This is a genomic window from Streptomyces sp. NPDC005574 (assembly GCF_040605435.1).
In the GTDB taxonomy this organism is placed as follows: domain Bacteria; phylum Actinomycetota; class Actinomycetes; order Streptomycetales; family Streptomycetaceae; genus Streptomyces.
On sequence record NZ_JBEXCW010000060.1, the window covers coordinates 40,829 to 51,668 of the forward strand.

12 protein-coding genes and 1 pseudogene are annotated in these 10,840 nt (G+C 71.0%); 10 read left to right on the forward strand and 3 right to left on the reverse strand.

Translation table 11 applies throughout. The annotated features are described in order from the left end of the window. Nucleotides 1-19: 19 nt before the first annotated feature. The 7 genes from ABZT03_RS29790 to ABZT03_RS29820 are packed head-to-tail and all read left to right on the forward strand — an operon-like array spanning nt 20 to nt 5,755. Nucleotides 20-457 carry an RbsD/FucU domain-containing protein gene (locus ABZT03_RS29790; RefSeq protein WP_356044954.1) on the forward strand — a complete coding sequence of 146 codons (438 nt, stop codon included), beginning with the start codon at nt 20-22 and terminating at the stop codon, nt 455-457. Further along, complete coding sequence (locus tag ABZT03_RS29795) at nt 454-1,497, forward strand: alcohol dehydrogenase catalytic domain-containing protein (protein ID WP_356044956.1); 1,044 nt, start codon at nt 454-456, stop codon at nt 1,495-1,497. Before ABZT03_RS29790 ends, ABZT03_RS29795 begins: the two co-directional genes overlap by 4 nt. Next, entirely contained in the window at nt 1,494-2,255 is a 762-nt protein-coding gene (locus tag ABZT03_RS29800) for an SDR family oxidoreductase (protein ID WP_356044959.1), read from the forward strand. Before ABZT03_RS29795 ends, ABZT03_RS29800 begins: the two co-directional genes overlap by 4 nt. Beyond that, a complete protein-coding gene (gene eda, locus ABZT03_RS29805) occupies nt 2,252-2,881 on the forward strand; it encodes a bifunctional 4-hydroxy-2-oxoglutarate aldolase/2-dehydro-3-deoxy-phosphogluconate aldolase (protein WP_356044962.1) in 630 nt (209 codons plus the stop codon). Before ABZT03_RS29800 ends, eda begins: the two co-directional genes overlap by 4 nt. After that, nucleotides 2,878-3,987: a sugar kinase gene (locus ABZT03_RS29810; RefSeq protein ID WP_356044964.1), complete on the forward strand. Its 1,110-nt coding sequence runs from the start codon at nt 2,878-2,880 to the stop codon at nt 3,985-3,987. The genes eda and ABZT03_RS29810 overlap by 4 nt, the downstream gene beginning before the upstream one ends. Before the next feature lie 41 nt (nt 3,988-4,028). Further along, nucleotides 4,029-5,042: an aldo/keto reductase gene (locus ABZT03_RS29815; RefSeq protein ID WP_356044967.1), complete on the forward strand. Its 1,014-nt coding sequence runs from the start codon at nt 4,029-4,031 to the stop codon at nt 5,040-5,042. Then, nucleotides 5,033-5,755: a FadR/GntR family transcriptional regulator gene (locus ABZT03_RS29820; protein ID WP_356044969.1), complete on the forward strand. Its 723-nt coding sequence runs from the start codon at nt 5,033-5,035 to the stop codon at nt 5,753-5,755. Before ABZT03_RS29815 ends, ABZT03_RS29820 begins: the two co-directional genes overlap by 10 nt. A gap of 256 nt (nt 5,756-6,011) precedes the next feature. On the opposite strand, the gene ABZT03_RS29825 is transcribed toward ABZT03_RS29820, so the two are convergent. Further along, entirely contained in the window at nt 6,012-7,001 is a 990-nt protein-coding gene (locus ABZT03_RS29825; protein ID WP_356044971.1) for an aldo/keto reductase, read from the reverse strand. 451 nt (nt 7,002-7,452) lie between these two features. Between ABZT03_RS29825 and ABZT03_RS29830 the strand changes: the two genes are divergently transcribed. The 3 genes from ABZT03_RS29830 to ABZT03_RS29840 all read left to right on the forward strand — a co-directional run bounded on the left by ABZT03_RS29830 (nt 7,453) and on the right by ABZT03_RS29840 (nt 9,656). After that, nucleotides 7,453-8,016 carry a snapalysin family zinc-dependent metalloprotease gene (locus ABZT03_RS29830; protein ID WP_356044974.1) on the forward strand — a complete coding sequence of 188 codons (564 nt, stop codon included), beginning with the start codon at nt 7,453-7,455 and terminating at the stop codon, nt 8,014-8,016. Nucleotides 8,017-8,425: 409 nt separating this feature from the next. Then, nucleotides 8,426-9,037, forward strand: a complete 612-nt coding sequence (locus ABZT03_RS29835) for a hypothetical protein (RefSeq protein ID WP_356044977.1) — start codon at nt 8,426-8,428, stop codon at nt 9,035-9,037. Nucleotides 9,038-9,155: 118 nt separating this feature from the next. Continuing rightward, nucleotides 9,156-9,656: a hypothetical protein gene (locus ABZT03_RS29840; RefSeq protein WP_356044980.1), complete on the forward strand. Its 501-nt coding sequence runs from the start codon at nt 9,156-9,158 to the stop codon at nt 9,654-9,656. Nucleotides 9,657-9,754: 98 nt separating this feature from the next. On the opposite strand, the gene ABZT03_RS29845 is transcribed toward ABZT03_RS29840, so the two are convergent. Both ABZT03_RS29845 and ABZT03_RS29850 read right to left on the reverse strand, forming a co-directional pair. Beyond that, entirely contained in the window at nt 9,755-10,300 is a 546-nt protein-coding gene (locus ABZT03_RS29845) for an AAA family ATPase (RefSeq protein WP_356044983.1), read from the reverse strand. Between the two features lie 296 nt (nt 10,301-10,596). Then, nucleotides 10,597-10,840, reverse strand: a pseudogene (locus tag ABZT03_RS29850) (hypothetical protein); the annotation flags it as partial.

Consider the following 10,840-nt stretch of genomic DNA (forward strand, 5'->3'; position numbering starts at 1 on the left):
AGAAGGAAAAGGCAACACCGTGCTCCTGACGGAACTCCTCCACCCCGAAATCCTCCAAGCCCTGGCCGGAGCCGGCCACGGCGCCCGTGTCCTGCTCGCCGACGGCCACTACCCCGCCAGCACGGCCACCGGCGACCGGGCCAGGACCGTCCACCTCAACCTGGCCCCCGGCCTGCTCGACGTCAGCACGGTGCTCGACGTCCTGCTGCGGGCCCTGCCCGTCGAGTCGGCGCACGTCATGGTGCCTCCCGAGGGCGAACCGGAGCCGCCGGCCATCAGCGAGTACCGCTCCAAGCTGGCGCCCGTGCCCGTCGAGACGCTCGGCCGCTTCGAGTTCTACGACGCCGCGCGCTCCCCCGACCTGGCGCTGGCGATCGTCACCGCCGACACCCGCACCTACGCCAACCTGCTCCTGACGATCGGCGTCCGCGCCGAAGGGACCCTGAGAACACGATGACACTCGCCGTCCGTTACACGGCCGCCCGCACCCTGGACACGGCTCTCGCCCAGAGCACCGAGCCCGGCCCCGGAGAGGTGGAGCTGGCCCCCGCCTATGTCGGCATCTGCGGCACGGACCTGCACATCTTCCACGGGGACATGGACGCCCGGGTACACGCGCCCGCCGTCCTGGGACACGAGATGTCCGGCCACGTCGTACGCGTGGGCCCGGGCGTCACCGGCTGGCGGCCCGGCGACGCGGTCACTGTGATGCCGCTGCGCTGGGACGACACCTGCCCCGCCTGCCGAGCCGGCCACCAGCACGTCTGCCAGCACCTCGACTTCATCGGCATCGACTCCCCCGGCGCGATGCAACAGCGCTGGACCGTGCCCGCCACCACCCTCGTCAGGCTCCCCGACAGCCTCGCACTGGACCGGGCCGCGCTCGTCGAACCCACGGCGGTCGCCGTCCACGACGTCGGCCGGGCCGGCGTGCGCGACGGCGAGAAGGTCGTCGTGGTCGGCGGCGGGCCCGTCGGCGTGCTCATCGCGTCGGTCGCACGGGCCACGGGTGCCGACGTCCGGGTGGTCGAGCCAAGTGCCCACCGTCGCCTGCTCGCGGAGGACCTCGGGCTGACCACCTGGGACCCGGCCGCCGTCGACGTGCCCGAACTGGTCCGGCGGTGGACCGGCGACGCCGGCGCGGACGTCGCGTTCGAGGTCTCCGGCGCCGCGGGAGGTGTGGACACCGCCGTCGAAGTGCTGGGCGTGCGGGGCCGCCTGTGTCTGGTGGCCATCCACCCCCGGCCCCGCGAAGTCAACCTGCACCGCTTCTTCTGGCGCGAACTCACCCTGGTCGGCGCCCGCTTGTACGACCGATCCGACTTCGAGAAGGCAGTGACGCTGATCGCGGACGGCGTCATTCCCGCGGATCGGCTGATCAGCAAGGTGGTGCCGCTCACCGAGGCACCCGCCGCTTTCGAGGCCCTGGAGGGCGGCAAGGACGTGATGAAGATCCTGGTGGACTGCACCGACGCATCGCGGGGAGCCGCCGTATGACCGCCTTCGACCTCAGCGGGAAGCTGGCCGTCGTCACCGGGGCGCGGCGCGGTATCGGCAGGGCCATGGCGCGCGCGCTCGCGGCGGCCGGCGCGGACATCATCGGGGTCAGCGCCACGCTGGAGGAGTCGGGCAGCGACATCGAGAAGGACGTCGCCGCCGCGGGGCGCACCTTCGAGGCGATCCGCACCGACTTCGCGGACCCCGATGCCGTTCGGGCTCTGGGCGCCGACCTCGCCGGCCGCGAACGGCCGGTGGACATCCTGGTCAACAACGCGGGCACGATCCGCCGCGCCCCGGCCACCCAACATCCCGACGACGACTGGGAGTTCGTCCTCCAGGTCAACCTCAGCGCACAGTTCGCGCTGACCCGGGCCGTCGGTGCGGCGATGGTGGCCCGCGGCCAGGGAAAAATCATCTTCACGGCGTCGCTGCTCAGCTTCCAGGGCGGCATCAACGTCCCCGGCTACACCGCGGCCAAGCACGGCGTCGCCGGCCTGACCAAGGCGCTGGCCAACGAGTGGGCGGCGCACGGCGTCAACGTCAACGCCCTGGCCCCGGGTTACATCGCCACCGACAACACCCAGGCCCTGCAGGACGATCCGGCGCGCAGCCGCGCCATCCTGGACCGTATCCCGGCCGGGCGATGGGGCAGCGCCGACGACCTGGCGGGCGCCACCGTGTTCCTGGCCTCCGACGCCGCCGCCTACGTCCACGGCGCCGTCCTGCCCGTCGACGGCGGATGGCTGGGCCGATGACCCCCCGTCTGGCCGCCGTGCTCTGTGGGGCACGGATCATGCCCGTGCTGACCGTCCCGTCCGTCGCGAGCGCCGGCCCACTCGCCGAGGCGCTCGCGGCGGGCGGCGCCCGGTGCGCCGAGGTCACCTTCCGCACCACCGAGGCCGAGCAGGTGCTCAGGGCGATGGCGGCGCACGGCGGACTCAATGTCGGCGCCGGCACCGTGGTCACCCCCGAGCAGGCGGAGCGGGCCGTCGCGGCCGGTGCCCGCTTCGTCGTCTCCCCGGGCTTCGACGCGGAAGTCGTGGCGCGCTGCCGGGAGTTGGCAGTGCCCGTGCTGCCGGGTGTCGCCACCGCCGGCGAACTGATGCGGGCCCTGCGGGCCGGACTCGACACGGTGAAGCTGTTCCCCGCCGAACCGCTGGGCGGTGTGGGGATGCTCCGTGCCCTCGCCGCTCCCTTTCCGCAGGCGCGGTTCGTGCCGACCGGCGGCATCGGCGCCGACCGTCTGGCCGACTACCTCGCCGAGCCCACCGTTTCCGCCGTGGGCGGCAGTTGGATGGCCACCGCAGCGCACCTGGAGCGCGGCGGGTTCGCGGAGATCCGACGGCTGACCGCGGAAGCCGTGAAGGCGAGTGGGCCATGACCGGGCGCCACGGTGCCGAGGTGATCGCCCTGGGTGAGGTCATGCTCCGCTTCGACCCGGGCGAGGGGCGCATCCGCACCGCCCGCTCGTTCCAGGTCTGGGAGGGCGGCGGCGAGTACAACGTCGTACGCGGCCTGCGCCGCTGCTTCGGCATGCGGACGGCCGTCGTCACGGCTCTGGCCGACAACCCGGTGGGGCGGCTCGTCGAGGATCTGATGTTGCAGGGAGGCGTCGACACCTCGCTGGTCCGCTGGGCCCCCGCGGACGGTATCGGCCGCACGGCCCGCAACGGACTTAACTTCGTCGAGCGCGGCTTCGGCATCCGGGGCGCGCTGGGCGTCAGCGACCGCGCGAACACGGCCGTCTCCCAACTACGAAAGGGGGACGTCGACTTCGACGCCGTCTTCGCCGACGGCCCGCGCTGGTTCCACACGGGCGGCATCTTCGCCGGCCTGTCGGACACCACGGTCGACGTCGCGGACGAGGCCATGGCGACGGCCCGCCGCCACGGCGTCACCGTCTCCTACGATCCCAACCACCGCCCGAGCCTCTGGGACGGCCGAGGGGGCGCCGACCGGGCACGCGAGGTCGACCTGCGGCTGGCCCGGCACGCCGACGTCGTCGTCGGTGCCCTGGGCCTGGCCGGGAAGCGCCCAGGAGCGGCACTCCTGCGCGCCGACGAGGTACCCGACGCGCTCGCCGGGGTGGCCGGGCTGGTACCCGGCGCGAAGGTGCTGGCCACGACGCTGCGCGAGGTACCTTCGGCCGGGGTGAACAACTGGTCCTCCGCCGCCTGGTCGGCGCCCACCGGCTACCTCCGCGGCCCCGAGATGCCCGGACTGCACGTCCTGGACCGCATCGGCTCAGGCGACGGCTTCGCGGCCGGCCTGATCTACGGGCTTCTGACGGGTGACAGCGACGAGCACAGCCCGTCGGCCGGCGCCGACCCGGCCCTGTCCGTCGAAGGCGCCCGCCTGCGGCGCGCCCTCGCCTACGGCACCGCCCACGGCGCCCTGACCATGACCACACCCGGTGACGTCTCCATGGCGTCCCTGTCCGAGGTGGAGGCGCTCATGGCGGGCGGTTCGGCCGCGGTCAGACGGTGATCGGCCGACAGCGCCCGCACCACCACTCCCAGGAGCACACCTTGCGACACCGGAAGATCACCAACACCGCTGTGGAACTCACCGAGCTGGGCTTCGGTGCCTCCGTCATCGGCAACCTGTACCGCGTCACCCCGGCCGACAGCGCTGCCGCCGCGATCGAAGCGGCCTGGGCGGCCGGCATCCGGTACTTCGACACGGCACCGCACTACGGCCTCGGACTCTCCGAGCGGCGCCTCGGCGCGGCCCTGCGGGAGCATCCACGCGACGCCTACGTCGTCTCCTCCAAGGTGGGCCGTCTGCTCGTCCCCAACGAACAGCCGCGTGGCGTCGACGACGAGGGCTTCGTCGTACGGGACGACCTGCGACGGCAGTGGGACTTCAGCCGGGACGGAGTGCTCCGCTCCATCGAGGGGACCTTGGAGCGCACGGGCCTGGGCCGACTGGACGTCGTCTACCTGCACGACCCCGACGACCACTGGAAGCAGGCTGCCGAGGAGGCCATGCCCGCCCTGGCGGAACTGCGCGACCAGGGCGTGATCGGCGCCGTCGGCGTCGGCATGAACCAGTCGGCCATGCTCGCCCGCTTCCTGCGCGAGACCGCGGCCGACCTGGTGATGCTCGCCGGGCGCTACACCCTCTTGGACCAGTCGGCACTGGACGACGTACTGCCGGCCGCACTGGCACTCGGCAAGAACGTGGTGGCCGCCGGCGTGTTCAACTCGGGACTGCTCTCCCACGACCGGCCCGCCGAGGGCATGAAGTACGACTACCGGGACGCCCCGCCCGCCCTGGTGGACCGCGCCCTGGCGATCGCCGAGGTCTGCGCGGCGCATGGCACGACGCTCCCCGAGGCGGCGATCGCCTTCCCCAGCACCCACCCCAGTATCATCAACGTCACCCTGGGCATGCGCAGCCCCCAGCAGGTCCAACGAAACGTGGAACTCCACCGCCGCCACACCCCCGAAGGTCTCTGGGACGATCTTCGGGCCCAGGAACTGATCAGCTCGGACGTGCCGGCGAAGAACGGGCACAGAAGGAGTTCGCGTTGTCTCTGACGGACAAGGCCATAGCGCAGATCCGTGAACTGATCCGCACCGGCGCACTGCCCCCCGGATCGAAGCTCCCGCCGGAGCCGGAGCTGGCCGCCCAGCTGGGCCTGTCCCGCAACCTCGCCCGTGAAGCGGTCAAGGCACTGGCCGTCGCACGGGTCCTGGAGGTCCGGCGGGGGGACGGCACGTACGTGACGAGTCTCCAGCCGAGCCTGCTCTTCGAGGGCCTCGGCGGTGCGGTGGAACTGCTGCAGGGCGACTCGGCCGCGCTGCAGGACCTCATGGAGGTACGCCGACTCCTCGAACCGGTCGCCACCGCCCTGGCCGCCGTCCGGATCGGCGAGGAGCAACTCGCCGAGGTGAAACGGCACCTGGACGCCATGCGCGAGGCCCGCGACGACGTCGAACTGCTCAACGCCCACGACGCGGCCTTCCACCGTGCCGTCGTCTCCGCCACGGGAAACGACACACTCCTGACCCTTCTGGAGGCCATCTCCGGTCGTACGCTGCGCGCCCGCATCTGGCGCGGCCTGGTCGACGACCAGGCCGCGGACCGCACCCTCGCCGAGCACGAGGCGATCTTCAAGGCGCTCGCCGCCCGTGACGCCTCCCTCAGCCAGGCCGCCGCGCTGCTGCACGTCAGCAACACCGAGCAGTCCCTGAGAGAGCATCTGCGGTCCGCCGACTTCCTTCCTCTCGGAGGGCCCGCACAGAAGTGACGGCGGAAGTGGCGGTGGTTGCCCGCGGGTAGGGCGACACGGGCCACCCGGCAGGTGGCGGAGCGTGACGTGCCGGCGTACCTCGCGCGCCTCGGTCATGGCACCGCTCCGGTCATGAGCCGCCATGACGCGGTTCGCGCGAGGAGCCCGCTGTGAACACCGGCTCCCGCGCGCCGAGCGCCGAGCCGCGGGCCCCGACCGCCGAGCGCCGAGACGGACGACGAATCCTCGGCGCGCGACGGCGTCCTGCTCAGCGCTAGCGGTTGATGGAGCGCATTCCCGCCTCGTCGTACCGCTCCCCCGCCACCTCGGGCAGCTCCGCCTCGATGCGGGCCAGATCGTCCTTGGTCAGCGCGATGTCCACCGCCCCGGCGTTCTGCTCCAGGTAGGTGCGTCGCTTGGTGCCCGGGATCGGTACCAGGTTCTCGCCCTGGGCCAGTACCCAGGCGATGGCCAGCTGGGCCGGAGACACGTCCTTCTCGGCCGCGATCTCCTTCACCTTCGCCGCCAGGCGCAGGTTGGCCTCCAGGTTGGCGTCCTTGAAGCGCGGGTTCTCGCGGCGCCAGTCGTTCGCGTCCAGTTCGTCCGGCGAGGAGAACCGTCCGGCCAGGAAGCCACGGCCGAGCGGCGAGTACGGCACGAAGCCGATACCCAGCTCGCGGCAGGCGGGCAGCACCTCGGCCTCCACGTCCCGTGACCACAGCGAGTACTCGCTCTGCACCGCCGTGACCGGGTGCACGGCGTGGGCGAGCCGGATGGTCTCCGCACTCGCCTCGCTCAGGCCGATGTACCGCACCTTGCCCTCCGCGACCAGCTCGCCGAGCGCGCCGACCGTCTCCTCGATGGGCACGTTCGGGTCGACCCGGTGCTGGTAGTACAGGTCGATGTGGTCGGTTCCCAGTCGCTGCAACGAGCCGTGGACGGAGCTGCGGACGTGCTCGGCCGAGCCGTCCTGCGGACCGACCGTGCTGATGTCGCCCGGTACGGCGTCATCCATCCGATAGTTGAACTTCGTCGCGATCACGTAGTCCTCGCGATGCCCCCGGATCGCCTCGCCGACGAGCGACTCGTTGGTGAGCGGCCCGTACATCTGCGCGGTGTCGAGGAAGTTCACCCCGAGGTCGAGGGCACGCCGAATGGTGGCGATCCCCTCCTGCTGATCGGTCGATCCGTAGAAGGCGGACATGCCCATACACCCCAGGCCGATGGCCGATACCTGGAGGTCCCGCAGACTGCGCTTCTGCATGCCGTGCCCATCCTTTCCCTGCACACTCGTTCGTCGCTCAGGAACACACCAGGCCCTCGTCCGTCCATCGACGCATGCCGTCGTCGGCGTCCCGTGAAGGACGCCTGCGACGCGGGCTTCGTGCGCTCCGTCCTCTGCGACGCTACGACCTGGAGCGCACTCCAGCGCAAGTCGACCTCGACAGGGCGCTGCTTCGCCATCCCCGTGGACAGGGTCCTGGCCCTCTCACCGATCCTCCATGAAAGTGAGGCGTGCCGCCCCGTACGGCTTCGAAGGGGCGAGCTGCATGCCCTTACCACGTTGCACTGCGGGGCAATCCACGGCCGGCCGAGCCTTCTCGCCACCGCGCGAGACCTCCGGCCAATCGACGGATTGGTCCGCCCGACCGCTGGGCAATGGACACAGAGAATGTCATGAGCACGACTGCCCTTCCCCCACAAGGAGGTCGATCATGCACGTCCGTATGCTCACCGGTGGCCTGGCCGCGGCCTGTCTGATGTCGTTGCCCCTGGCAAGCGGCCAGGCGGCGGTCGCCGCCCCACGAACGACCGACACCCCAGCAGCCGCCCGCGTCCTGACCTACGACGCCGGCAGCTCCGCGGAGTTCAGGAGCGCCGTCGACCGGGGCGCGGCGATCTGGAACGCGAGCGTCGACGCGGTCGAACTCCGGCCCGCCGCCGCCGGACAAAGGGCCAACATACGTGTCCTCGCAGACAACGGCTGGCCGCGCACCCTGCCCGGCACCCTGGGCAGCGGCACTGTGTACATCGGGCGTCAGGCCGTCGACCAGGGCTACGACACGGTCCGCATCTCCGCGCACGAACTGGGGCACATCCTGGGCCTGCCCGATCGCAAGCCCGGTCCGTGCTCGAGCCTGATGTCCGGTTCCACCGCGGGCACCTCGTGCACCAACCCGTATCCGAACTCCGCGGAGAAGGCGGAGGTCGAGGGCAACTTCGGCGGCGCCCTCGTCGGACGGGCCCCGGCGGCGCGTCCCGCTGTGATCGTGGACTGACGCGCGAGGTCCGGATCCTGGCAAGGGGCGGTCGCGGTGGAAGCGCCGACACGTATGTACAGGTGAGCGGCACCTGACCGCGTAAGCCCCGGGGAACAGCAACACCGGGCCGAATGGGCCGCGTTGACCCGGTTGGCCCGGTTCACAAGCACGGCCACCACCCCGGGGTTGCCCGGCTCCCGTCCTGGGGCAGCCGGGCAACGCCGGCAACGACACAGCCGACACCGCCGAGATCTCCTGGCACGGCGTCGTCCGCACCGGTCAGGACGATGCCGAGCTACGTCATGCTCGACGGTGTGCACCTCTCCGCCTCCGGCGACGGCCGCGCCCCCTTACGGGTGTCTTACGGGTGTCTTACGGATCGCGCCCGCACCCGGAGCCGTAACGGGAGGCCGCCTAGCGTGAGCGGATGCGATCCCTCCACACTCTTCGCCTGACGGCGCTGGTGACCGTCGCGCCGCTGGTCTTGGCCGTCGCCGGCCTGCTGCACCCCCGGCATCTGACGGCGGCGACGGCAGGGCACTGGGCCGCCCTGCACATAGCACTGCTGCCGGTCTTCCCCTTTCTGGTCCTCGGGCTGCTGATCCCTCTGAGGCACCGGCCGCGGCGTGACGCGGAGGGGATGTTGACGCTGCTCTCCTGGGCCGGATGCCTCTGCTTCGCCGCGTACTACTCCGGCCTGGACGCGGTGGCCGGCATCTCCGCCGGCACCGTGGTGGACCACGGCGTCCACGGGGCGGCCGGACCGCTGTTCGCCACCGGCGACGAGTTGGGCCGTACCGGGGTGTACGGCCTCGCGGTGGCCTCCCTCGCCACCTGCTCGCTCCTGTGGCGACGGCACGGTGCCCGCGTACTGCCGGGCAGCGCCGTCCTGTTCCTCTGCTGCTGGTCCTTCGTCGACAGCCACATCTTCTGGCCGAAGGGCGTCCTCACCATGCTCGGCTTCGCCGTGGCCTTCGCACTGCTGACGGCGGCGGCCTTCCGGCCTGCCGAGAATCCTCGGTGCCGAAAGTGCCGTTGAACTCCTGACATCACCCGGGTGATGGCTTGCCTGTCCGGGTCCCGATCACAGCGATTGCCTGCAACCATGTGCCAGTGCCAACTCAGTTGAACCAGGCGACGATTGAGAGGAACCGATCATGTCCGCTTTCAGGACACGGATCAGGCGGGCCCTGTTCGTCATGGGATCGGCGGCGATGCTCGCCATCCCGCTGACCCTGGCCATGCCGGGGACGGCCACCGCCGCTGGGACCGCAGCGACCAGCCTCGACCGGTTCGCGAACTACGAGTACAAGGAGTGCCTCGAGGAGAACTCCTACTACAACTTGTGGTCCATGGACTGCGGCATCGGCTCTTCGGGGCAGTACTGGCGGTGGACCGGCACCACCAACACGTCCTCGACACTCCAGAACTACACATGGGGCCACTGCCTCGACAGCAACGCGGCCGGTGACGTCTACGCCAACGGGTGCAACGGCGGGAACAACCAGTTGTGGCAGGTCATCCAACCCGCCGCAGCGAGTGCGGTCATGCTCCGGAACACGGCGACCCGCCTCTGCCTCTACCAGACCAGCGGCGGCCTGTACCGGACGACTGTGTGTGACCGCAATGCGCGCACTCAGCGGTGGACCATCGGCTGAGGCCGGCACCCCACCGGGCAACGACGGCACACCTCGCCGCGGTCCGCTTCAAGGTCTCTCGCAACCCTCGGGCCACGACCTGCCGCACTGGTCTTCGGTCAGCGGTCCAAGGCGGGCAGGTGGGCCAGCCCGGTGTCGCACATGATGCGGTCGACGGTGTCGTGCAGGGTGCTGTCGGCGCCGATGACCGTCTCGATACCGCCGGGCAGCAGGTCCAGCGGCCGGTACCAGTCGCACAGTTGGGCCTCGTCGACGTCCCGAGCGATCGGCTTCGTGGCGTGCCGGGAGAGGGTCTCGTCGAACGGCACGTCCAAGTAGTAGCCGTGGGACCGGCCGCGGTGCTCGGCGCACAGCTCCGCGAGCATGTCGCCGTAGCGGTCGGCGGAGAGGATTCCTTCGATTACGACGTGATAGCCGGCGTCCAGGGCGTAGCGGGCCGTGAGGCCGATCAGACCGATGTTCGCGGCGCCGGGCCGGTCCCGCTCGCGCAGCACGACGCGGCGCAGATTGTCCTGGCCCACCAAGGCGAGCCCGCGGCCGAACCTCTCGCGGAGGCCCGCCGCGACGGACGACTTCCCTGACGCGCTGTTGCCGCGCAACACGACCAGTCGGGATTCTTCCGTGCCCACCATCACGACAGGCATGCTATCGATGCCCGGTCACCGCACCGGGAACTTCCTGGACGCGCTCAACCCGAACGAGTCCCGAAGCAGCCGCGCCCGTCGAACAGAGCACGATCGGCACAGAGCACCGTCGGCGGACACGGGCGACTCGCGCAAGAGGGCCACACGGCCTGAACCTGATGGTGGACGACACGGGAGCCGCCGTATGCCCCGGCCTTCACGCCGATTCCGCTCGGCCGGCGCGGCTGGTGGGATCATGTGCCGGACGCCCGCCCCTGATTGGTGCAGGGGCGGGCGTCGTGTCAGGTCGGGACCGGTCAGCCGGCGCAGAGGGTCAGGTTGACCGTGTCGCCGCTGTTCACGATCTTCGGGGTGTGCGGGTCCACCCCGATCACCGCACCGGGCTTGCAGCCCTTGACCGCCTTCTTGGTGACCGTGCCGAGCTTCGTCTGCGTCTTCAGCAGCGCCTGCTTGGCCAGCGTCAGGTCCGAGGTGGAGAAGTCGACCGGGATGGTCACCCCGTGGTTGTTGAACAGCATGGTGGTGGCGTCGCTGCCGGCG

Bases quoted from the DNA above. Each gene is read 5' to 3' on its own strand.
- ABZT03_RS29795 (WP_356044956.1), top strand. From the start codon at position 454: ATGACACTCGCCGTCCGTTACACGGCCGCCCGCACCCTGGACACGGCT.
- ABZT03_RS29800 (WP_356044959.1), top strand. From the start codon at position 1,494: ATGACCGCCTTCGACCTCAGCGGGAAGCTGGCCGTCGTCACCGGGGCG.
- eda (WP_356044962.1), top strand. From the start codon at position 2,252: ATGACCCCCCGTCTGGCCGCCGTGCTCTGTGGGGCACGGATCATGCCC.
- ABZT03_RS29810 (WP_356044964.1), top strand. From the start codon at position 2,878: ATGACCGGGCGCCACGGTGCCGAGGTGATCGCCCTGGGTGAGGTCATG.
- ABZT03_RS29825 (WP_356044971.1), bottom strand. From the start codon at position 7,001: ATGCAGAAGCGCAGTCTGCGGGACCTCCAGGTATCGGCCATCGGCCTG.
- ABZT03_RS29830 (WP_356044974.1), top strand. From the start codon at position 7,453: ATGCACGTCCGTATGCTCACCGGTGGCCTGGCCGCGGCCTGTCTGATG.
- ABZT03_RS29835 (WP_356044977.1), top strand. From the start codon at position 8,426: ATGCGATCCCTCCACACTCTTCGCCTGACGGCGCTGGTGACCGTCGCG.
- ABZT03_RS29840 (WP_356044980.1), top strand. From the start codon at position 9,156: ATGTCCGCTTTCAGGACACGGATCAGGCGGGCCCTGTTCGTCATGGGA.
- ABZT03_RS29845 (WP_356044983.1), bottom strand. From the start codon at position 10,300: ATGCCTGTCGTGATGGTGGGCACGGAAGAATCCCGACTGGTCGTGTTG.